The organism is Arcanobacterium sp. (ex Cirak et al. 2026) (assembly GCF_053585065.1).
This window is the reverse complement of record NZ_JBQJCE010000004.1, coordinates 68855-91292: the sequence shown is the minus strand read 5'-3', so window position 1 is coordinate 91292 and position 22438 is coordinate 68855. Positions and strand designations below refer to the sequence as shown.

The 22438-nt window shown below is 54.9% G+C and carries 21 protein-coding genes; 12 read left to right on the top strand and 9 right to left on the bottom strand.

Features of this window, described 5'->3' with window-relative positions; genetic code table 11:
- Window positions 1-12: 12 nt before the first annotated feature.
- The 4 genes from typA (at window position 13) to fdxA (ending at window position 4611) form a co-directional block, all read left to right on the top strand.
- On the top strand, window positions 13-1935 hold the full coding sequence (gene typA, locus ACTOVJ_RS03590) for a translational GTPase TypA (protein ID WP_449501279.1): 1923 nt from the start codon (window positions 13-15) through the stop codon (window positions 1933-1935).
- On the top strand, window positions 1932-2294 hold the full coding sequence (locus ACTOVJ_RS03585; protein ID WP_449503714.1) for a hypothetical protein: 363 nt from the start codon (window positions 1932-1934) through the stop codon (window positions 2292-2294). Before typA ends, ACTOVJ_RS03585 begins: the two co-directional genes overlap by 4 nt.
- A 24-nt stretch (window positions 2295-2318) precedes the next feature.
- A complete protein-coding gene (locus ACTOVJ_RS03580; RefSeq protein ID WP_449503715.1) occupies window positions 2319-4139 on the top strand; it encodes a VanW family protein in 1821 nt (606 codons plus the stop codon).
- 154 nt (window positions 4140-4293) lie between these two features.
- Window positions 4294-4611, top strand: a complete 318-nt coding sequence (gene fdxA / locus ACTOVJ_RS03575) for a ferredoxin (protein WP_449501276.1) — start codon at window positions 4294-4296, stop codon at window positions 4609-4611.
- Between the two features lie 55 nt (window positions 4612-4666).
- On the opposite strand, the gene ACTOVJ_RS03570 is transcribed toward fdxA, so the two are convergent.
- Together ACTOVJ_RS03570 and ACTOVJ_RS03565 are read right to left on the bottom strand one after the other, a co-directional pair.
- Window positions 4667-5359, bottom strand: coding sequence for a Maf family protein (locus ACTOVJ_RS03570; protein WP_449501275.1), 693 nt, complete (start codon window positions 5357-5359; stop codon window positions 4667-4669).
- Window positions 5356-7011: a DUF885 domain-containing protein gene (locus ACTOVJ_RS03565; protein ID WP_449503716.1), complete on the bottom strand. Its 1656-nt coding sequence runs from the start codon at window positions 7009-7011 to the stop codon at window positions 5356-5358. Before ACTOVJ_RS03565 ends, ACTOVJ_RS03570 begins: the two co-directional genes overlap by 4 nt.
- Window positions 7012-7079: 68 nt before the next feature.
- On the opposite strand from ACTOVJ_RS03565, the gene ACTOVJ_RS03560 reads away from it, so the two are divergent.
- Genes ACTOVJ_RS03560 through ACTOVJ_RS03550 form a run of 3 tightly spaced genes read left to right on the top strand, consistent with a single transcriptional unit; the run spans window position 7080 to window position 9905 of the window.
- Window positions 7080-8105 (top strand): adenylate/guanylate cyclase domain-containing protein, encoded by a 1026-nt coding sequence (locus ACTOVJ_RS03560; protein ID WP_449502732.1) that lies wholly within the window; start codon window positions 7080-7082, stop codon window positions 8103-8105.
- Window positions 8106-8155: 50 nt separating this feature from the next.
- The gene (locus ACTOVJ_RS03555; protein ID WP_449502717.1) at window positions 8156-8836 is read left to right on the top strand and encodes a response regulator transcription factor; all 681 of its coding nucleotides are present in this window, start codon (window positions 8156-8158) and stop codon (window positions 8834-8836) included.
- Complete coding sequence (locus ACTOVJ_RS03550; RefSeq protein ID WP_449501272.1) at window positions 8829-9905, top strand: sensor histidine kinase; 1077 nt, start codon at window positions 8829-8831, stop codon at window positions 9903-9905. The genes ACTOVJ_RS03555 and ACTOVJ_RS03550 overlap by 8 nt, the downstream gene beginning before the upstream one ends.
- A 1-nt stretch (window position 9906) precedes the next feature.
- Here the strand turns inward: ACTOVJ_RS03550 and ACTOVJ_RS03545 are convergent, their stop codons facing one another.
- The 4 genes from ACTOVJ_RS03545 to ACTOVJ_RS03530 all read right to left on the bottom strand — a co-directional run bounded on the left by ACTOVJ_RS03545 (window position 9907) and on the right by ACTOVJ_RS03530 (window position 13534).
- The gene (locus ACTOVJ_RS03545) at window positions 9907-10368 is read right to left on the bottom strand and encodes a GtrA family protein (protein WP_449501271.1); all 462 of its coding nucleotides are present in this window, start codon (window positions 10366-10368) and stop codon (window positions 9907-9909) included.
- A gap of 9 nt (window positions 10369-10377) precedes the next feature.
- Window positions 10378-11643, bottom strand: coding sequence for an LCP family protein (locus ACTOVJ_RS03540; protein WP_449503717.1), 1266 nt, complete (start codon window positions 11641-11643; stop codon window positions 10378-10380).
- On the bottom strand, window positions 11640-12788 hold the full coding sequence (locus ACTOVJ_RS03535) for an LCP family protein (protein ID WP_449501269.1): 1149 nt from the start codon (window positions 12786-12788) through the stop codon (window positions 11640-11642). Before ACTOVJ_RS03535 ends, ACTOVJ_RS03540 begins: the two co-directional genes overlap by 4 nt.
- A gap of 71 nt (window positions 12789-12859) precedes the next feature.
- Window positions 12860-13534 carry a TIGR03089 family protein gene (locus ACTOVJ_RS03530; protein WP_449501268.1) on the bottom strand — a complete coding sequence of 225 codons (675 nt, stop codon included), beginning with the start codon at window positions 13532-13534 and terminating at the stop codon, window positions 12860-12862.
- A gap of 253 nt (window positions 13535-13787) precedes the next feature.
- On the opposite strand from ACTOVJ_RS03530, the gene ACTOVJ_RS03525 reads away from it, so the two are divergent.
- From ACTOVJ_RS03525 to ACTOVJ_RS03515, 3 genes are read left to right on the top strand one after another with little or no spacing between them, the layout of a single operon-like run.
- Complete coding sequence (locus ACTOVJ_RS03525) at window positions 13788-14159, top strand: WhiB family transcriptional regulator (protein ID WP_449501267.1); 372 nt, start codon at window positions 13788-13790, stop codon at window positions 14157-14159.
- 33 nt (window positions 14160-14192) lie between these two features.
- A complete protein-coding gene (locus tag ACTOVJ_RS03520; RefSeq protein WP_449503718.1) occupies window positions 14193-17117 on the top strand; it encodes a glycosyltransferase in 2925 nt (974 codons plus the stop codon).
- Window positions 17114-18511, top strand: a complete 1398-nt coding sequence (locus ACTOVJ_RS03515) for a DUF5719 family protein (protein ID WP_449503719.1) — start codon at window positions 17114-17116, stop codon at window positions 18509-18511. Before ACTOVJ_RS03520 ends, ACTOVJ_RS03515 begins: the two co-directional genes overlap by 4 nt.
- Here the strand turns inward: ACTOVJ_RS03515 and ACTOVJ_RS03510 are convergent.
- On the bottom strand, window positions 18508-18912 hold the full coding sequence (locus ACTOVJ_RS03510; protein WP_449503749.1) for a metallopeptidase family protein: 405 nt from the start codon (window positions 18910-18912) through the stop codon (window positions 18508-18510). The two genes, ACTOVJ_RS03515 and ACTOVJ_RS03510, sit on opposite strands and share 4 nt — an antisense overlap.
- Before the next feature lie 48 nt (window positions 18913-18960).
- Between ACTOVJ_RS03510 and ACTOVJ_RS03505 the strand changes: the two genes are divergently transcribed.
- Entirely contained in the window at window positions 18961-19392 is a 432-nt protein-coding gene (locus ACTOVJ_RS03505) for a DUF3499 domain-containing protein (RefSeq protein WP_449503720.1), read from the top strand.
- Here ACTOVJ_RS03505 and ACTOVJ_RS03500 read toward each other — a convergent pair whose 3' ends face one another.
- Window positions 19393-20223, bottom strand: coding sequence for an RDD family protein (locus tag ACTOVJ_RS03500; RefSeq protein ID WP_449504628.1), 831 nt, complete (start codon window positions 20221-20223; stop codon window positions 19393-19395).
- A 45-nt stretch (window positions 20224-20268) separates the two neighbouring features.
- Here ACTOVJ_RS03500 and ACTOVJ_RS03495 point away from each other — a divergent pair, with 45 nt between their 5' ends.
- Window positions 20269-21231, top strand: coding sequence for a stage II sporulation protein M (locus tag ACTOVJ_RS03495; protein ID WP_449501262.1), 963 nt, complete (start codon window positions 20269-20271; stop codon window positions 21229-21231).
- Here the strand turns inward: ACTOVJ_RS03495 and ACTOVJ_RS03490 are convergent, their stop codons facing one another.
- Complete coding sequence (locus ACTOVJ_RS03490; protein WP_449503722.1) at window positions 21232-22425, bottom strand: DUF58 domain-containing protein; 1194 nt, start codon at window positions 22423-22425, stop codon at window positions 21232-21234.
- Between the last annotated feature and the right edge of the window lie 13 nt (window positions 22426-22438).

Here is a 22438-nt window from a genome sequence, read left to right as displayed (position 1 = left end):
CAAAGGACATAAATGAAGCGCAACGGCATTCGTAACGTGGCCATCGTGGCACACGTTGATCACGGCAAAACCACCCTGGTGGACGGTATGCTCTGGCAGGGCGGCGCATTCGACGCGCACACCTCGGTGGAGAAGACCGGCGAACGAATCATGGACAGTGGCGATCTTGAGCGTGAGAAGGGCATCACCATTCTTGCGAAAAATACCGCGATTACCTACAAGGGGCCTTCTGCAGCCGAGTTTGGCTCCCCAGATGGCATTCTCATTAACGTTATCGACACCCCCGGCCACGCCGACTTTTCTGGCGAAGTTGAGCGCGGGCTGTCCATGGTTGACGGCGTGGTGCTCCTCGTCGATTCTTCAGAAGGCCCTCTACCACAGACCCGCTTCGTCCTGCGCAAGGCTCTCGAAGCAAACCTCCCCGTGATCACGGTGGTCAACAAGGTTGACCGCCCAGACGCCCGCATCAGCGAAGTCGTTGATGAAACTCAAGACCTCCTCCTGTCGTTGGCTTCTGATATCGAAGATACGGAGGGACTCGATCTCGATCGACTCCTTGAAATTCCAGTAGTTTATGCATCGGCGAAGGCTGGGCGCGCGGATCTCACGCAACCTGCCGACGGGGAACTGCCAGCGTCGGAGAACCTTGAGCCGCTGTTCCGTACGATTTTGGAATACGTTCCAGCTCCCGAGTATGACGAGGAAGCTCCACTCATTGCTCAGGTGACGAATCTCGATGCCTCGCCCTTCCTGGGACGTCTTGCTCTGGTTCGCATCTACTCCGGAACTCTAACCAAGGGTGCCTGGGTTGGTTTGATGAACGGCCCAGACTCGGACATGGAGCGCGTCCACATCACTGAACTTTTGCGCACGCAGGGTCTTGAGCGTATCCCAGCCACGGAAGCTGGCCCGGGCGACATCGTCGCGGTCGCAGGTATGCCAAACATTATGATTGGTGAGACTCTTGTGGATCTCGAAGATCCGCGCCCGATGCCGAAGATCCATATCGATGATCCCTCGATTTCGATGACGATCGGAATCAATACCTCGCCACTCGCAGGCAAGGAGAAGGGGCACAAGCTCACTGCTTCACAGGTTCGTGATCGTCTTGAGCAGGAGCTCATCGGTAACGTCTCGATCCGTGTGCTTCCGACCGACCGCCCGGACGCATGGGAAGTCCAGGATCGCGGCGAGCTCGCGCTTGCAATTCTGGTCGAAACCATGCGCCGCGAAGGCTTCGAACTCACCGTTGGTAAGCCGCAGGTTGTGCGCAAAGTGATCGACGGTGCAGTGTATGAACCGTGGGAGCGTGCAACGATTGACGTTCCTGAAGAATATCTCGGCGCCGTCACGCAGCTCATGGCCGCCCGTAAGGGGCAGATGGAAACCATGACAAACCATGGCACAGGCTGGGTTCGTATGGAGTTCCTCCTGCCGAGCCGTGGAATGATCGGCTTCCGGACTCAATTCCTGACACAAACACGTGGAACCGGCATCTCTGCCTCGATTTCTGAGGGCTACAAGCCTTGGGCGGGCGAGATTGAATCGCGCACCACCGGTTCTCTTGTGTCGGATCGTCAAGGCCAGGCGACGGCATTCTCATTGCAGCGCCTCGAAGATCGAGGAACATTCTTCGTCGATCCAGGCGACGAAGTCTACGAAGGCATGATTGTTGGCGTGAATTCGCGTGATGAAGATATGGACGTCAACATCGTTAAAGCCAAGGAAATGACCAACATGCGTTCGGCGACCGCAGATGTATTCGAAACTCTTCAGGCGCGCCATCACATGACGCTTGAGGAGTCGATTGAGTTCGCTGCCGACGACGAGTGCATCGAGGTCACACCAGAGAAGATTCGTCTGCGCAAGGTGATCTTGAATTCTCAGGATCGTTTCCGTGAGGCTTCGCGCAGGAAGCGGGCGGCCGGTAAATGAAATTTATGATCGGGGCTCTCCTTGGGGCGATAACAGGTGGAATCGGCGTGGTTGCTCATGCCGGAACTCTGAACGCGCCCTGGGTGGGCCTCGTTCTTGGTTTTTTCTTGGTGACAGCGGGTGGATGGGCTGTCGCTGAGCGCGTGCATATCGCTGGCTGGTCTGGATACGGGCTTGGCGTCTGGGCAGTGACGGGGTGGTTGCTGCTGGCGCCACCGGCAAACGATATTTATGTTTCGGCCACTGCCGGTGTGTCGATCGCATGGATGATCTTGTCTGCTTTGGCGTCCATCGCTGGGCTCATCATTGCTAAACTCTTCAACAGAAAGATGGACGATAACGCACATATCCACGCCTGATGGTGTGAAACGGGGGTAAGAAACATGTCTGAGAACGATAATCTTCTCGACGCATGGCGTCGCCGCACGTACAGCGACGAATCAACAACGCCAACAGACGGCGTCCAACAATTCGAACGTGACACGGTACCGCAGCCCGAGTACACATTGTCTGACACACCCCCAGTTCAAGAGAATCAGGACAACATGACCGTGGCGAAGAAACACAAATGGCCGTTCGTTATGGGCGCTGTAGCAATTGTGGCAGCTGCCTACATCGGCGCCCAAGCCTATCTAGGCGGGCACATAGCCTCTGGCACGTCGGTGGCAGGTGTCCCCGTTGGTGGGCTGTCGGTGGAAGATGCCAAGAAAAAAATTGACGCCCAGCTTTCCGATCAACTCCACGGTAAACGTGAGGTTATCGTGGGGGAGAAGTCCACCAAAATCGATCCCGTCGCGATGGGGATCGCGATTGACTATGACGCCACGATGAAACCGCTCATTGGATTCACGATGAATCCCTTGAGAATTATTGCCGAGTTTTCCGGTGTCAAAAATGTGCCGGCACAGCTGAGTGCAAATGACCAAAAACTCACAAAGGTTCTCGCCGACGCGGCAAAAGAGACAAATACTGATCCCCTCGATGCCACACTCTCACTTGACGGAGGTAAGGCTCGAGTTACTCCCGACAAGCCGGGCCATGGGATCAAACTCAGCGAAGCAAAGGCAGAAGTCTTGCGCGGATGGCTTGGAGTCAGCGGGCCGATCACCTTGCCAGTTGATGAACTCGCGCCGAAGGTAACAGCTCAAGAGCTGAATGCATTCGTGGATGAAAAAATTTCGCCTTTGTTGGGATCGAATGTGTCCGTGAAAGTGGGGCAGAAATCCGCTGACCTCGATCCGGCAGCAATTGCAACAGTGCTTAAAGTGAGCAAGGGGGCGAATCCCCAGCTCTCGGTGGATGAGGCGGCCCTTGAAAAACTTGTTGTGAACAAGGTCGGTGATTCCCTCGGTGCTCCTGAAGATGCACGCATCGAGATTGTTGATCACTCGAGTGTGAGGATTGTTCCATCGAAGGACGGTCAGACGATCGATGCGAAGGCTCTTGCCGCTCATCTCCTCGCGTTGGATGGTGAACGTCAGATTACTGCGAAGGTGTCCACAAAGAAGGCAGAATTCACCACGGAGGATGCGAAGAAACTCGGCGTGAGTGAAGTCGTCTCACAAATTTCGACTCCGCTGACCTCAGATTCTGTGCGCACGACAAACCTCATCGTCGGCACCAAAAAGGTGAGCGGGACGCTCATTAAGCCCGGTGAGCGTTTCGATCTTGGAAAAGCGCTCGGCGAGGTTGATGCAGCACACGGTTTTGTGTCTTCTGGTGTCGTGTCGAATGGCTTCAATTCAACGGCAATGGGCGGTGGTTTGTCCCAGCTGTCTACCAACACATTCAATGTGGGATACCGCTCCGGAATGAAAGACATCTCGCACCAGCCACACTCGAAGTATTTCTCGCGCTACCCGATGGGTCTCGAATCGACGCTCTGGGAACCGACGATCAAGATGATCTGGGAGAACAACACTCCCTATGGAGCTGTGATCGATACGTGGGTATCCGGTGGTCAGGTTCATACTAAGTTATGGTCCACAAAATACTGGGACGTCAAGATCCATCAAGGTTCGCCCTATGCCTACAAGCAACCAACAACTCGTGTGAACAAGGCTGCCGATTGTGAAGCATCAGGCGCAGGCGGCCCTGGCTTCTCGGTCAAGGTTGGGCGTACCGTTTCACACGCCGGCAAGGTGGCAGAGAATTCTTCGTACGTGTGGACTTACCAGCCTGTCGACGCTGTTCGTTGCGGCTGATTTCTCCGCCGGAGCCGGTGTGCGACGTTATCAATGAGCCGGCTGAGATGAAATAGGGAAGAAAATTCTGTCGAAAATATCATGCTGAGCACTTGGGAGGCGCAGTTTTCCCGCTTAGACTTGAGCGCAGTGACTTAGTGGAAGGATGGTCAACGTGACGTATATTATCGCGCTACCGTGTGTGGACGTAAAGGATCGCGCCTGCGTAGATGAGTGCCCTGTGGACTGCATTTACGAAGGTGAGCGTACACTCTATATTCACCCTGGTGAGTGTGTCGATTGTGGCGCATGTGAACCGGTCTGCCCAGTTGAAGCGATCTACTATGAAGACGATGTGCCCGAAGAATGGGAACCATACATGGCGGTGAATTCGGAATTCTTTGACGAGCTAGGTTCGCCTGGCGGCGCTGCCAAACTTGGGCCAACTGGCAAAGATCACCCCTTTATTGAGGCTCTTGCGCACAATGCCTGAAATGTCTTGAAGGGGAGCAACGATGAGTTGCTCCCCTTCAGTTTTTATGCACCATTCACGTGAGATCAAAATATTGGACAGGAGGATCAATCGGGCGCGGACGCCCGGCATCGTCCTGCCAAAAATTGATGATGTTCAGTCCGATACTTGCCATGAGCTTGCGAACTGTCGGAAGGGAGATTCCGACGACCCCGTGGTGGTCACCTTCGATCGAGTCAATGAAAGGCCCGCCCACGCCATCAATCGTGAAGGAGCCAGCCACCTCCAGCGGCTCACCAGTGGCGATGTACGCCTTGATCTGTGCATCACTCATTGTGCCCATATGAATGACAGCTTTTGACACTGCACATGCACAACGCCCAGTCGCGATATCGATCACCGTGTGTCCGGTGAATAATTCACCGCTCCGTCCGCGCATCTTGCGCAAACGCTCAAAGGCGACCTTCGCTGAATGCGGTTTTCCGACCACTTCACCGTCAAAAGAAAACATTGAATCACATGCCACCAGAGCATCAGGGACGGTGTACCCAGCAGCGGCGCGCTCCTTCACTAGTTCATAAACTGCGTTCGCCTTCGCCTGCGCGAGCGTTTGAACCTGGGTTTGAGGATTGACATGAGGATCGTCTTTCTTCAAAGCGTCCAGGATTGCGTTTTCATCTACGTCAGATACTGCCACCCATGGGTTAATGCCAGCATTGAGCAGAGTCTGGCGTCGGGCAGGAGATGCAGAAGCGAGAAGGAGCCTCATCGCAGAACCTTCGCTGTCAGATCTAAGCCGAGGGAACCCAACGAGAGTGCTTTCATATGCCATGCCTTCAGATCGAAATCAGAACCCGCGGCTGCTGCAGCTTCGGCACGCATTTTCTTCCACAGGCGATGTCCGACCTTGTAGGACGGTGCTTGACCTGCCCATCCGAGGTAACGGTTGAGCTCAAATTGGAGGAAGGAGCGATCCATCGCGACATTATCTTTGAGGAATTCCCATGCCACTTCACGATTCCACGTAGGGTTGATGTGACGGTACTTCGCGGGGGACGGTTTTTCTAAGTGGACGCCGATGTCGAGAACCACTCGAGATGCACGCAAACGCTCAGAATCAAGCACGCCCATGTAATCGCCTGGATCGTCATGGTAGCCCAGTTCAGCCATGAGGCCTTCGGCGTACAGAGCCCATCCTTCCCCAGAGCCTGAGTTCCAACACAGCTCTCGACGCCAATCATTGAGTGAATCAGCAAGGTATGTCGCCAGGCCAACCTGCAGGTGATGGCCGGGAACGCCCTCGTGATACACCGTTGTCTTCTCCTGCCAGAGGTTGAATGTGTCCGTGCCGTCTGGCACTGACCACCACATGCGACCAGGGCGAGAAAAGTCCGACGTTGGGCCGGTGTAATAGATCGCGCCGGTCCCTGATGGTGCGATCATGCACTCGATTGTCTTCAGGGGATCGGGGATATCGAAGTGGACACCGTCGAGGTCATCTAGAGCCTGATCCGCGGTGTGCTGCATCCATTGCTGGAGTTCGTCAGTCCCGTGCGCTTGGCGATCAGGATCTGCATTCAGACGCGAGATTGCTTCCTCGATGGTGGTTCCCTCGCCATAAAGTGTGCGCGCGACGTCCTCTTGCTCAGTCACGATACGTGCGAGTTCACTGACACCCCACTCATACGTTTCATCAAGATCCAGATGTGCACCTGTTGACGTGCGGATTCGGCGTTCGTAGCGTTCGTAGCCGAAAGCATCTTTCTCAGTGCCGTGTGGGGCAATCTCTTTGACAAGGAAATCGGACAGACGTGCGTAAGCTGCGCGTGCTGCGTCGGCTCCTTCTTTTAGCGCTTGAGCGTTGATGGGCGACGCCGAAGCACCACGTTGCGCAAGCTCGACAAACTGGCTCTGCTCGGAGGCTTTTTGAGCGGTTTCCTTGATCGCAAGGTCAATTTGGTAGATGGCTGTCGGAGCTCCATGAGCGGCACGATGTGCCAGGGCATCTTGGTATCCGGCCAGCGCATCGGGGACTGCGGCAAGACGACGTGCGATCGTTGCCCAGTCCTCGTCCGTCTCGTGATTCATCAAATCAAAGATTTCTGCAGCACTTTGAATAGTTGAGGTGATGTTATTGATGTCGGCGTATTCGCCGGCCTCAAAATATTCAACCTCAAGCGCGAGGGACTCAGAAAGAGCGGCCTGAGTGATTTCATCGTTTTCGTTTTCTGGTTCAAGTTTTGCCAGCTCAGCTAGTTGCGAGCGGGCAAAATCAACGCGAGCTTCTTCGCCAGCGTATGACAGGTCAGAGAATGTGGATTCATCGGCACCAGCGCGCCCGAGGCTGGTGACGTATTCGGGTTGAGTGTCCAGAATTTTCTGAACGTAAGCATTTGCGAAATGGTCAATAGTAGAAGTCATGCGATAATTTTAGCGTGCTCAGGGTATGCCTTTGACACTCGTGTCTCAGTTGCTAAGATGGCTCTGTGATGGGAGCCACAGATGACGATGAGGAACCAGAGATCAGTAAAGTAGAACGCTATACGCGTCACCTCACTGATGGAGCGCCGAGGTACAACCTCGCTCAAGCCGCAGCACGCGCAGGTACCTCAAAACACGATGTGCGGATGTTCTGGCGTTCGATGGGGTTTCCCGCAATCGGTGACGAAGAAAAAATTATCTTCACAAATTACGACGTCGACGTGATCCGTGCACACCAAGAAATGGCGAACCGTGGCAGTGCCGATTCCATGGCGATGAACTCCCTCATTCGTGCCCAATCCTACTTCGCAGATCGTCAAGTGCTGTGGCAGTACGAAGCGCTCGTAGAAATGGCGGCGAAACGCTTTGGAGTGGACGAAATATCCGCTCGCTACTATGTGCTCGATCATTTCGGTCAATACGAAGATTTCTTGATGTATCAGATGAAATATGCGTGGCGCCGTCACGTTGCAGCCTTTTTGCGACGCACCGAAGTCGAACTCGAGAACATGCACTTCAATGAGGACGTAGAGATGCCTCTGATGCGCGCACTCGGCTTTGTCGATTTGGTGAGCTTTACTCACACATCGGAAAAGCTCACGCCTCACGAACTGGCCGAACTGATCCAAACTTTTGAATTCACGTGCCGCGATGTGATCTCGTCTTATGGCGCGCGCACAGTGAAAATGGTGGGTGATGCAGTGCTGTATATTGCTGACGATCTTCCCACAGCTGTGCGTGCAGTCACCGGACTCATTCATGCGCTCAACGATGCTCCGGACATGCCTAACGTCCGTGCATCGTTGGTCTGGGGCGGGGTGTTGTCACGCTTCGGTGACGTCTTCGGGCCAAATGTGAATCTTGCGTCGCGGTTGTGCTCGATCGCTCCACACGGTGGCGTCCTCCTCGACGATGCTACGGCCACTGCAGTCGTGAAACTTGGACAATCTGGGCTGTCAGTTGAGCCCTCCGACGACGTCGACCTGCGCGGAATTGGAACCGTGGCAACTTTTACTTTGCGTGAGTTGACCTAGTTTTCCGTATTCGCCGGTAAACTAGAAAATGCGCTGGGAGGAGATGCAGTATGGCAAAAGTAGTGCTGGTAGAAGATGACGCAGCGATTTCAGGTCCGCTTGTTCGTGCTCTCACGCGCGAAGGCTATGACGTGGTAGCCGCATCGAGTGGGGCAGAGGGGATTGCTGCGACCGCGGCTCCCATCGATCTTGTGATCCTCGATCTCGGGCTACCGGACATGGATGGCCTTGATGTGGCGCGACGTATTCGCCACGCCGGGCTTGCTGTACCGATCTTGATTCTTACGGCTCGGACAGAAGAAATTGACATGGTCGTGGGTCTTGACTCCGGCGCTGATGATTACGTCACTAAGCCCTTCCGTTTGGCAGAACTGCTCGCGCGTGTGCGCGCGTTGCTACGCCGATCTTCGCCGTCGGAAAGCTCTGTCGGCACGCTCAGTGCCCAGGACGTAACAATTGATCCAGTCGCACACCGTGCCTACCTCGCTGATACAGAACTGTCACTCACAGGCAAAGAGTTTGAGCTCCTGATGATCCTCATGCGCAACGCCGGGCGTGTTGTTTCACGCGATGCCCTCATGGTTGAAGTGTGGGGAGACAGCGCGGATACATCCACCAAGAAACTTGACATGCATATCTCCTGGTTGCGTCGCAAACTCGGCGACACCCCTGCTCATCCGCACTACATCTCAACCGTTCGCGGCATGGGATTCCGGTTCGAAAATGCGTAAAATTCTGGTTCGGCAGATCACGGCTGTTGTTGCTGTGACCGTCTTGATCCTGGGCATTCCAGCCACGATTTTCACCTCCAGTTATCTTTCGGCTCAGCTTGTCGAAAATAACTGGCATTACCAAATGATTTGGGAAATCGGACGACTTGTGCTGGGGATGGTTGCCCTGTCACTCCTTGCTCTTGCTGTCGGAATCACAATGGCGGTGCGTCGCGCTCGCGAGCTCTCTGCACCGTTAGTCTATTTGGCGGCAAGCGCCGAACAGCTCGGTGGAGGCCATGTTCGTCCACACGTGGCGACCACGGGTATTGAAGAAATTGACTTGGTCTATCAAGAGATCGAGCGAGCTGCGGATCGTCTGGCTGCTCGTCTTTCGGCAGAACGCCAGTTTTCTGCCGACGTCGCGCATCAGCTTCGTACACCACTTTCGGCACTCTCGATGCGTTTGGAAGAAATCCAGTATCTGACAGATTCTGATGAGGTACGCGAGGAAGCGGACGCTGCACTCGGACAAATCGAACGTCTCACCGGCGTTGTCAATGAGCTGATGAGGGGAGCAGAACGCGAGGTATCGACGCGCCCTACAGATGTGCGCACCATTTTCGCTCAACAGAAAGCTGAGTGGAGCTCAAAGTTTGCTGCAGAGGGACGCACGCTGACCTTCGTCGGCGGACAATGCTCTGTTCTTTCGGCGCCAGGTTCGCTTTCTCAGATACTGGCGACCCTCATCGAAAATTCTCTTGTTCATGGTGACGGCGAAACGCGTGTCAGCGCCACACCCTCCGGACGGCACACGAATATCAAAGTCAGCGACGAAGGGGCAGGAGTTGCTCCTGAAATCGCTGATCATATCTTTGACAAAGGATATTCGGGTGCAGGATCAACTGGTATTGGCCTTGCTCTTGCACGTGAACTGGCTCAGGCCGACGGTGGCCGGTTAACGTTGACATCGATGGCGCCTGCTGAATTCACGATTACGCTGATCTGCGTCCCCAATTCCCTTGCACCAGCTCAAGTTCTTCCCACTGGTTCGCTGGTCTTTGCGACACCACGCAGAAAGCGACGCTGACCTACTGCGTAAAGATGAAGTAACGGTAACAGACGTAGCGGAAGGCAGTTCCGAGAACCAGACCCACACCGTTAGCAGAAATATTATCGGCAAGCTGGCTAGTGAAACCGAGAATATAACGCGACACCCACAGACAAGCCAAAGCAATGAGGAGACCAGCGATATTCACTGCAATAAAAGCCACGAGTTCACCCCCAGCGTCCTTGTGTGATTTGCCTGCGAAGGTCCAGAATCGGTTGACTACCCAGGAGAAAATTACTGAAATCGACACCGAAATGGTCTTGGCGACGAACTGCCCACGACCCGGGGTAAAGAACCACCCTGAGTAGGCCAGCACATTAAACAAACCGACGTCCACGACATAGCTTCCGAGGCCGACGATACAAAACTGGATGAACTCAATTAGCCACTGACCAAAGGTTTGGCCGCGCAGTAGCGTTGAAACGATAGGCGGATATTTCACGATGACTGTCTACTTAAAATTCTCGGGCGTGATGCTCCCGGAGCGGACTTTATCCCAGAACGACGGATCATCGACGAGTTTCACAGTCGATTGTGAACCGTAATGATAGTTTGCATTCTCGATCGGGGGAGTGCCCATGTTCTTCGCGCTCGTCGCGCTGCGAAGCGCAAAGCCAGCCCGTGCAACATCAATGAGTGATGTCGATCGATCCGCAGTCAGTACCGTGCCGACGGAACTGACCAGAGAGTACTGAGTCGACGGGTTGAGGAAATTGGCCGGTGTTAGTGCCTTGGACAAAATCTTCGACACAACCTGGCGTTGGCGCATGGCGCGTCCAAGATCTCCCATCGGGTCAGAGTAACGCATACGCGAAAACTTCAAGGCTGTGACACCATCGACATCGTGGCATCCTGATTCCCACGCAAGTTTCGCGTGCGAATCATTAAACGACTGATCCCAACACAGGTTGATTCCACCGACGGCGTCGGTAAGATTCTCAACACCGCGCATCCCGATCTCTAGATAATGGTCAATGGTGAGCCCAGTGAGCTTCTCAACCGTCTTCACCGTGAGAGCGGCATCTCCCATGGAGAACGCTGCGTTGATCTTCCCCTTGCCGTGGCCAGGAATTTCAACGAGGGAATCCCGCGGAATCGAAATCAATGATGTATTTCCAGACTCAGGAACCTGGAGCAACATGATCGTGTCCGAACGCTGTCCTTTCGTTTTCGAGGTCGGCGCATAGTTAGCACGTGAATCTGAGCCCACGATGAGATAGGTAGTCCCGGATGTATCTGCAGCGTTCGAGAGAGCATCCTTGCGATTGATCTTGGCATTGCCCATGGAATACAAATATGCACCCCAGCCAACGACAATCAGTAGAAGAGTAAGGAAGATAATTCCGATGCGTTTTCCCCACCCCATCCGGCGTCGGCGAACGGGAGGGCGAACAGAAACCACTGGTTCATCCGATGTTAGTCGTTCGCGGTAGTCCTCAACCGGGGGACGTGACATGCGTCTGGCAGGAGCGAATGACGGAGGTTGGGAAGGAGCCTGAGCAGGCCGAAAATCGGCAGTACGCATCACCCGTGTTGGCTCAGGATGCCCTTGTGCCGATTCAGAGTCGGTATTTCTCCCTGGTTCTCGACGCACCGGCGTCGTAACATTCGGATCGGAAGTGCCGAAAGCTGAACGCCGACGAGGAGCAGACGGCTGCCGGCGTCGGGGCGCTCGTGGCTCTTCGTTATGGTGACGACGATCATGTGCGTCGGTCAATTCTTCTCCTTCAAGATTGCCCAGCCGCTGCCAGCAACTTCACCGAGACCACCATTTGCTGAAGAAATAGCAGTGTTCTTGGGTGTCTTGTTGATCGCGCTCTGCGGTACCGGTTGGTCTGCTTTCAACGCCTGCCAGACTTGAGGAGCTGTTGCTGCTGGGACAACGCGAGCTCCAGCCCACTCCCACGGCATTGTGTAGAAATGAAGCGAGTCGCCCTTCAATCCTGTCAAATTCGAGGCGAGTGATGCCAAAAAGCTCACGTCACCTAAACCGCTGGAAACGTCAAGGTGCTTGAGCACAGATTGGACAGTGCGATAGAGGGTCGGAAGATCCGATACCGAATTCTGCTTCAACGCTTTGTTAATAATAGATGTCACCACTTGCTGCTGGCGGTCGATACGGCCAATATCGGATCCGTCTCCGATGGAGTAGCGGGCACGTGCAAGCGCGAGAGCATCTTCGCCTCCGAGTGTTTGACATCCGGCAGGGAGTTTGAGATGGGCGGCTTTGTCATCGATCGGCTCAGCGACGCAGATATCGACGCCTCCGAGTGAATTGACGATATCTTGGAAACCGTTGAAGTTCACCACAGCGTAGTCATCGATGTATAGACCCGTCAGTTTTTCAGTGGTGGATACAGCACATGCCGCGGCAGCGCCGACGTCGCCAGTTTTTCCACCGAGAGCAAAGGCATTATTGAACATTGACACATCGCGTGGATCTGTTTTTGAGCCGTCGGGCAGAGTACACGAGGGGATTTCGACGAGCATGTCACGCGGGATGGAAACAACATCCACACGCTTGCGATCCTTGGAGATATGCATGAGCATCGTCGTATCAGCGCGCATTCCCGTCACCTTTGAATGCGTGGTGTAGCCTTCGCGAGAATCGGAACCCAAAATCAAAATATTGAGCGCACGGTTCTTTTTATCTGCATTCTGTGCGGTGGGACGGTTATCCGAAATCAAGGAGTGGAGTTCGTGCGTTTGAATCGACGACACCAAGTTGTAATAGATCACACCGAATGCGGAACCGAGGAAAAGCACAATGGCAAGCAAGGTCAAACCGATGACACGACCCCAGTGGAACCGTTGGACATCGGCGCTTCGATGGGTTTCGGCGCGTTCGTAAAGAGTGTTCACTTTGGCAACTCTACTTCCATTTGAGTCCCGGTGCGTGCCCCACCGGCGACAAAACTGTTGTTTGTCTCATGTTAAAGGCGTGTAGAAGGAGTAAAAAGTGACGCGTGCTCGATTTCCAGAACGTTTTCGGACGCCGAGCTGCCAGTAATGACAAGGGAATCACCGTGAGAAAACGCCGTATATGCCACACAAAGAGATTCGATCACGCTGGGTTTGTGAAGTGCGATTCTTCCAGCGGGAATGTCATCGATAGCACGCGAATAGAAAGACGCATTTGAGTTTTCTCCTCGCCCTGAAAACATCAGCGCGTCAGGAAATGACATCACATCTGCCACTCCGTCATAGACGTCAGGTTCGAGATCACCGACCCACGATATCGCTAACGATCCCAGCGCAAGAGCCACGATGGTGTCGTCGGGGTCACGTTCGATTCCTCGTGGGTTTGCGGTGACGATAACTGTTCCCGGTTCGGCGTCTGCGATTTTTGCGCGACCCACCACAACATTGCCCCCTGCGGTGAGCGCCGCTAGACCCCACGCGATGGTCTTCCAGTGCACCGGAAGATCGAGGGCGACTCGGTTACCTGGTTCGAGAGCAATTTCGTCCACAAGGAAATTGGCGATCTTAGCGACGTGGTTTGCCAAGACTTTTCCTGACAGCTCGATTCGATCCTCGCCATACACTGTCAGTGCCGGGGACGTGCCGATTTTCATCAGTTGTTGATACATCAAATCTGGGTGGGACATGGTATTCCTTTCCAATATCTTCCCTGAGAGTAATCGTTGTGGCTCTCAGACACTGTGGACTTCGGCGGGTGGCGAACGCGAGCCGAAGAAATGGCGGTATTCCAGCAAAATTCATCAGTTTCTATGCTTTTGCAGGCTCTTTGGTCAACGTGGTAAAAATCGCGAGGGGGAGTTTCTCATAAAGAATTGACTTTTTGGGGATAACACACGTGTAATTTATAGGGTAAGCAAATAGTCAAGGAGGCCACAACGCATGTGGGAACGGAATAACAACCGGCTCCAGGTCGCCCATACCGAGGGCGAGACCTCTGCCGCTGATCCGTGCTCGGCACAAAAGTTGATGGCAGGAATTTTTAATCTCGGTTATGGGAACACCACTGAGGTCGAAGATCTATCGTGGATGGAAGATGCCCTTTGTGCACAAACTGATCCCGACATCTTCTACCCCGAAAAGGGTGGCTCTACTGCTCCAGCGACCTCAATTTGCCGCAACTGCCCCGTTCAAGCTCAGTGCTTGGACTATGCGGTGACGAACGACATTCGGCACGGGATTTGGGGCGGAACTTCGGATAATGACCGTAAGCGCATGTCACGTGAGCGAAAAGCGCGAGTAGCGGGACAGTAGATGAGCCTTGCGTCACGTGAAAAAGTCACGGCCGTGGTAGTAACCAGCGGCCGTGATTTTGCTTATGCCCGTTCAACCCTCGATGCGGTTGCACGCCAGAGCCACCTGCCCACACAGACGATTTTGATCGCCACTGCACCGCTGACACGTGATCTGTCAGATAATTCGCGCCACGAGGTTCTTCCAAATTTCTCCTTTGTCTCAGTCCAAGGTGCACACAACTTCGCTCAGGCTGTGAAGGCTGGTCTGAAAGACGTCGGCGAGGATGGGTGGATTTGGCTTCTTCACGCAGATTCTGCGCCCCAAAGTGAGGCGCTTGATCATCTCTTGCGTGCCGGTGAGCACTCTCCGGCAACTGCAATTGTGGGAGCTAAACAAATCAGCTGGGACGCAGGTACTCTCCTTGAAGTGGGTATCCGAGCGACGCGCAGTGCACGGCGTGTCCCTGAAGTCATCCACGATGAGCGCGACCAGGGCCAGCTCGATTCGCGTAGCGACGTTTTGGCTGTGGGAACTGCTGGAATGCTCGTTCGAGCGAGTGTATGGAATGAACTGGGCGGTTTGAATCCTGATTTTGGCCCATTCGGTGACGGCTTAGAATTTTCAAGGCGAGTTCGCCTAGCCGGACATCGTGTCGTCGTCGTTCCATCAGCTGTCGTTCGCCATGCGCGACTATCCCTTCCGCGCTCCTTTGCTCAACGACGTCGGGCACAGCTAGTGAACTCCCTCATTGCTGCGCCTAGCCTACTCATGCCCGTGATGTGGCTGGGATATATCCTCGGGGCGCCGATCCGAGCGATGATCCGACTGGCAAGGAAAGAACCGCAACTTGCAGTCGCTGAACTTCGCGCTGGAGGAGGGCTTCTGAGTTCTCTTGGGGTAGTGTCGCGAGGCCGGGCAGCTCTGCCTTCTCATACCTCGCGTCCGCTTGGGCAACTTGAGGATTCACCAAGTGAGGTACGCGCTTTGCGACGTGAAGCGAAACGTTCGGCTGAAGAAGCTCAGATGCTTGCCTTGCGGCCCTCATCCCTGGAGCTCAAGGCTCGTGCCGAACTCAAAGAACGCACTCATCGGATGGCGCTCCTCGCTTTTCTCCTTGGGATAAGCGTGACGTGTGTTCTCCATTTGAAGAATCTCACTAGCGGGATACTTGTCGGTGGTTCGCTTGCTCAAGATACACATACCGCGTCCGAGCTGTGGCAGATCATGTTCTTGGGATGGAACCCAGTAGGTGATGGGCACCCTGGTGGCTTGGATCCGTTTTGGTCACTGATGATTCCTTTTGTATGGATCGCCGGTGCCATGGGAGGAACCCTGGCAGCTGTGGCGACGTTCATCCATGTGATTTCGCCGGTTCTTGCTGCGCTCACTGCTTTCCGCGCAGCCGGAGTTTTGACGATCTCTGCACCCATGCGGCTTATTGCAGCCCTGGTATGGATCACCGCGCCGCCATTCCTCGAAGCTCAAACCTTTGGATTCCTCGCGGTAAGTGTGATTCACATTCTTCTGCCACTTGTTGTCAGTGCTTTTGTGCGCGCCTGGCGGGGACAAATCCATGGAATTTTTGCCCTCGCATTTGTCAGCGCCATCCTGACAGCGACCACGCCCATCTTTGTCATGATCGGCATTGTCCTGTCGATCATCGGTCTCTTCACTCGACACAGACAGCGGTTGCGCTGGGGATGGGTGGCGTTACCATCGTTAGCAGTTTTTGCCTCGTCATGGTCACTTGCGACTGACCACCCAGCGGCGTTTTGGCTTTCGACTCCAGGCGTTCCGTCTCTTCCCGGAGGAGAACAGTCAGCGACGACGTTGTGGGACTTTTTCGCTTCCAGCTCGGTGACATCCCAGCCTTCCTCGTGGCTTTTGCTTTGCGGCCCTATCGCTGTTGTCTGTATCGGTGTGCTGTCCCTTGTACGACACACTGACTTTGGGCGTTGGGGGTGGTTGATTGTAGCGATCGGTTTTGCCCTCGCTGGGTTCTCGCTGCAAGTCAATGGAGTATGGATTGTCTCTTCTGCATCGCTTGTCACGACGGGAACGCTCCCGCAGGTGGGGCTTTCCATTGCATGGCTTGGGCTCACGCTCGCGGTGTTGGCCGGTACCTACAAGTTACGTTCAATGAGCCGCGGTCGAGCATTCGGCGTTGCACAGATCGGTGCGCTCACCCTCGTTGTGGTACTTGTTGGCTCCTCGCTGGTGACGGCGGTGACGTGGGCGATTACTCATCGTTTCGGCGATGTTCTGGATTCGACGTCGGAAAAGTTGCCTGCCATTGCCCAACCGTTACAATCCGGAAATGATAAACAGCGCGTGCTGGCTCTGATTCCCGCCTACGATGGGGTACGTGGAGAAGTGTGGCGACGTGATGGCATTGAAATGAGCCAGTACTCTCGCCTTTCTCATCCGGCTGTTGACACAGCGAACAGCGAATTAGCACAGGCTGTTGCAGATCTTACGGCAGAATCGGCGTCGGCGATTCATGCGCTTGAGCGTCACAACATCGGTTTGGTGCTCGTTCCTAGGAGCGAAAATGCTGTGCATACACGACTGCTGGCCTCACTGGGAGCGAACTCTGGTCTGGAATTTATTGCCCAGACTCAGGTGGGAACCTTCTGGCGGGTGTCCTCCGCGCCTGCTCGAGTTACCCTTGAAGGACAGCCAATTCGCTCCGATACCATCAACGTCAATACTGATATTCGCCCTTCACGGGAAGGGATTGTTCGTTTGGCCGAGCGCGCTGACCCACGATTCGTAGCCACTCTTGACGGAGAACCGTTGAAACGCGCCGATGATCCATGGGCTAATGCGTGGACGGTTCCTGCCCACCATGGAAAGCTTGAGATCATGTACGACGATCCTGCTCATCGGGCGCTCGTTGCGGTGACGATCACTCTGTTTGTGCTCACTGCCATTGGAGCATTGCCGATCTGGCGTCGTAAGGGAGTGATCGAATGAAAAAACTGATCGCCACGGTCGCAGTAACTGTGTTGACAGTGCTGGGGGCGTCCTTGCTCTTCCGACAACCGAGTCAATCACAAACACTTGCACCACAGGAACTTCCGACTCGAGGAGGCACAGCATCGCTCGTGTGTCTGGGAGGCGTGACTCCCGGAGTGAAAGCAGGGGTATCCGCATCGAAGACGGATGCACGACTTTCGGGTCAGGGGCTCATTCTGAGCACAGCACAGGGCGGAACGTGGAGTGATTCGGCAGGAAAACGTCGTATTCCCGTCGGAGTATTGACAGATCCCACGAAGTCGGCGCTTGGTGTTGGTGATGTACGGGGAGTGGCGACGTTCGATACGAAAGCACTTCATGACACCGTCGTCGCAGGATCCTCCTCACACGAAGCAGTAGCGGGAGATTTACGGTCACTGGCGGTTAGCCCATGCATGTGGGCGACCTCAGATATGTATCTCATTGGCGGATCAGGCGGGGTCGGTTCTGCCAATCGTTTGGTGTTATCCAACCCGTCACCGACAGCTGTTGCGATTGACATCCAAGGATATTCGGCACGCGGGTCGGTACGTCTAGGTGGGGCAAGCCAAGTTGTTCTTGCTCCCGGCGGTTATCAGGAACTCTGGCTTGATGGTCTGATTGAAGCGAAAAAGGAAGTGGCTCTCCATCTATCGACGAAATCAGGGAAGTTTGGAGCTGTTATCCAGGCATCTGCCCTTGAGGGAGCCAAACCTGCAGGTGTTTCCTTCGTTTCGCCGTCCTCCTTTGGACAAAACCTTGTCATTCCTGGGATCAGGGTTCCGGCGCAGGCAGACTCCCTACTTCCAGATCCCGCGTGGAGCGGCGTAGTTCGACTACTTAATCCAACCGACCACCCGGCAACAGTTACCCTTTCGACAATCTCTAACTCAGGCCAACGTCCGCTTCGCGGGGCTCAGGATATTGAGATCGTCCCCAGTGGAGTTCTCGATCTGACGCTCGATGGTCTCCGTCCAGGAGACTATGCTGTCCAGGTGTCGTCGAACTCGCCGGTGAGTGCTGCGGTAGGAACATCAATCGCGACGTCGGGTGGCACAGACACAGCGTGGGCGGCTGCAGTGCCAGCGCTTTCGCGCTCAGCCGCAGTGGCATCGGGGAATTTGCACTTAGTTGGCAAGGGGACAGCAGAAGTAACAACCTATAAAAAAGACGGCAACGTGATTGCCACGCGCTCAGTTGATGTGAAGGCTCTCGCCACAGTTGACATCACCGACGCTGCGGCTGTGAGCGTGGTGGCATCGACACCTATGCGCGGTGCGGTTATGGAGGAAACGGATAACGGAATTGAATGGGTGCCCTTGTCTGCTTCTGGGTCAAGTGCTACTTCACTCGATGTTCGACTCCTGAACTAAAAGTAATCGATATCCTCACCACGTTCACCGAGCACAGCGGCCACTTGATCGACGACGACGTCGTGAACGATGAGCCGTGGTTGTGGACTGCGTTGTGCTGCAGTTTCGATCGGACGACGGTAAAAGATGAGTCGGCCGCGCTTGCCCATTGCGCGATCAAAGGGAAGGAACCGCGCCAAGGGAACTCCGTCTTCCCACGGTGCAGGATCGGATTCAGGAACGTCGAGAACAGCGACATCAAGATCCGAGAGACGACCACCAAGATGCTCGTTGAGAGCCGCAAATTCAGCGGCGATGAGGTCGTCGAACTTGTCAGCGCGCGTACGCCAGGCAGGGAGGGCAGGATCTAGGAGAAAACCACGGATCCCGCGCCCGTGGCGGTCTCGATATTTGCGTCTCATCACGCGTCCATCCTATCGTGGTCATAAAAAAGGTGGTAACTTCGCATCGTGCAAGGAATTCGTAGGTGTTCACGTAAAAATTGCCCCAATCCAGCCGTAGCAACAATGACGTACGGGTATGACGAGGCAACGGCTGTCATCGGGCCGCTTTCTCCGATGCTCCAGCCAGGAACAATTGACCTCTGCCAAGCACATGCGCAATCAGTGACGATGCCGGTTGGCTGGCAGGTGATCCGGCTCCAAACAGAATTCGAAGAGGCACCTCCGTCTTCCGATGATCTTCTTGCGCTCGCTGATGCGATTCGAGAAGCCTCGCGCACTGAAGTTCCTCCGCCTACCCCTGCGAAGCGAGAAGTCCGCCGGCCAACTGATGTGATTCAGAAAACTCCGCGGCCACGCTTCGCCGTGATCGACGGCGAGGGTGAGGCTGAGCCTCATGAGTCTGAGGCGGGACTGTCGATTCATCCGGTCGAAGAGTAGCTACTTCACTGCGTACGGCAACGTCGCGACTCGTTGTCTGATTTTTTCAGCGCGATTGAGTTCCTCGGATGCGCGCGTAGACTGGGCAGTTGCTGCTGCATGAAGAACCCCAGCGATAAAAGTTTCTGCAGGTATTTTCTGGGAGGGTGTGGGACTGACGTAGTTCCATAATGCAGCCGCGAGTGTCTGTGAACGTTGGGCGCGCGTATGCGGATCGAGTTTATTCATGATTGTGAGGTGCTCAGTAGCATCGTTGATTAACGACGCTGGTGCCCCGTGAACCTGCGCAATCGACGACCACTGCTCAATCTCAGGTGGACAAACGAATTGTCCAGCGGCAGCGGTTGGTGAAAGCCGACGGATGACGAGTGTGCCGGCGAGAAAGTCGCCCATGCGATTTCCTGTGCGCGAGAGAGCGCTGACGATTGTCGCAAGAGTTCCACACGTCAGCCAGATTTCTGCAATTCCGACCAGTGAGCGCAAAATCGCTTCACGGAAGGTGATCGCTCCGCCGTCGGCACGGACAACTTGTGTCCGAGTGACAAGTTTGCCCAAGCTACGACCGTTTGTTAGCGCTGTGACGAGAGCGGGGATGAACAGCATGACCGTTGCAAGAGCAACGATGCTGGCCGCTTTCGACTGAGGAGCATTGAAATTGACAACGTCCGTAACTGACAGAGAGATCATGACACCACAGAGAACAATAAAGAGAAGGCTGTAGTCGATAACCCCCGACAACATCCTGGAGAGCACGGTGGCCGGAGGTAATTCGAGTGCCACCCCATCGCCAGTGGTGATGCAATCGTCAGGAAATGGGTATGGTGTGTTCACACGGAACATTTTATCGAATCGTACGTTTTGTGCGAAAATGCGAATATGTACCCGATTGCATTTGCCCGTGCTCACGACGCTCAGTGGAAGCGCTTAGAACAACTGGCGCGTTTGCGGCACCGTAACGGGACAGAATCGGAAGAATTTTTGCGCCTTTACCGAGAGGTGTCTGGACACCTTGCATATCTGCGCACAATTCATGCGCCACAGGTGTACATCCTCGAAGTTTCGCGTATCCTTGCGCTGTCTCGCTCTCGGCTGACTGGAGCACGTCGGTCAAATTGGGCAGGTGTGGCACAATTTTTTGGCCGCGAACTTCCGCGCGCATTCTTTCGAGTCCGGTGGTGGGCGGCAGGATTTGCTGCGCTGACGCTCGCCGTCGCGCTCGCGACGGGGATCTTTCTCTCCACCCACCCGCAGGCTTTCGCTGCGCTCGGTGACTATCAGGAGCTCGAGCAAATTGCGAGGGTTGAATTTTCTCAGTATTACACTGAACATTCCCACTCTGATTTCACCGCAGTAGTGTGGACAAACAATGCCTGGATTGCGCTGGTCTGTGTGGGGGCAGGGTTCACGGGAGTCTTTCCCATTTATATGATCTGGCAAAACGCCCTCAATTTGGGAATAATGGGCGCGATTATGGCACACTTTGGACGTCTTGACACATTTTTCTGGTTGATTTTGCCGCATGGCTTGATGGAGCTGACAGCGATTTTCTTTGCTGCTGGTGCCGGTACAAAACTGTTTTGGACGATCCTTGTGCCCGGTCCGTACCCTCGATCTGTTGCCCTCGCGAGTGAAGGAAAGCAGACACTCCTCGTCGGCTTGGGGTTGGTGGGAGTCCTTGGAATCTCAGGACTTGTGGAGGGATTCGTCACACCGTCCAATTTACCTGCACTTGTCAAGGTCGCCATCGGAGCGATTGTTCTCGCAGCCTTTATCTCCTGGTACGAAATCGGAGGCCGTGCGCGCTTTGAGGTTCGTCATTCAGTCCAGTACGCGGCTTGATCAGAGTGCTCCAGCTGCTTTGAGCATGAGGTACTCATCGGCGATTCGAGCTGGAAGCTGACCTGCGGGTGCATTCACGACACGCACCGCTTGCCGGGTGAGTTCGACTTGATATCCCAAAGAGTCGAGGTATTCACGTGCGTCAGCTGCTCGAAGATAAGCGTTCCATACTGCGTCAGGCGAGGTTTCAAGTGAGTCAATGGTGACATTTGCGACGATGACGCGGCAGGTTGCACGCAACGCGACGAGATGGTCGAGATTGACGGTCGTCGGGTCCGTGATGACGATGATCAGAGAGGGACGTTGCTGATATACCAGTGGCATGAGAAGACGAAGGTCTGTTGCCGCTGGACTTGCTTCAACATTCGCTAGTGCAGCGCCGACGTCGGCCACCGGATTATGGGAGCGTTGGGGACTGACGTGTGCGCGGATCATGTGATCCAGCGCGACGACTGTGAGTGCGTCACCTGCCTTGGAAGCTAGGGCGCTCATGAGGAGAGCAGTTTCAATGGCTGCATCGAAACGCGGTGAATCGCCAGAGCGTAAGGAAAGCCCACGTCCGGAGTCGAGCACAACCATGATTTTTCTGTCTCGCTCCGGAAGCCACGTGCGGACAAGAGTGCGCCCGAGCCTAGCTGTGGAACGCCAATCAATCGCGCGCACGTCGTCGCCGGCGACGTAATCGCGCAGAGAATCGAACTCAGTGCCTTCGCCACGGTGGAGAAAAAGTGAGTGGCCGTCGAGCTGGCGCAGTTGCTTCAGACTTGCACCAAGGACGCGAGCGGAAGTAAAGGCAGGCAGCACGAGAAGTGTCCATGCAGTCGGCCGTGTGGATTGTCGACCAGCGAGATGAAGTGGGCCACGGGTGCGGATCGTTATTGCAGAAGACGACAGGGTTCCTCTGCGCGTGGGACACATGACCGCCTGAGCCTGTGTTGGTATCCGAGTGTCGAACGAGTGACGCGTGGGACTAAGACCAGCTGATGGAACCCATGCGTCGCGAAATTCCCCAACGATCGGTGTGCGCGAGGTGACGGTATATGTCACTTGAGCACATTTTCCTAACCGTACCGATGCTGGAGCATGACGTTCGATATGTATCTGTACGGGGGATGGAGCCACGAGTGCATCCACAACACATGCAAGTGCGAGGAGTAGCAGATACGTCACCACTGCTACCCAGGATTCGCTCACGACGGCGACGATA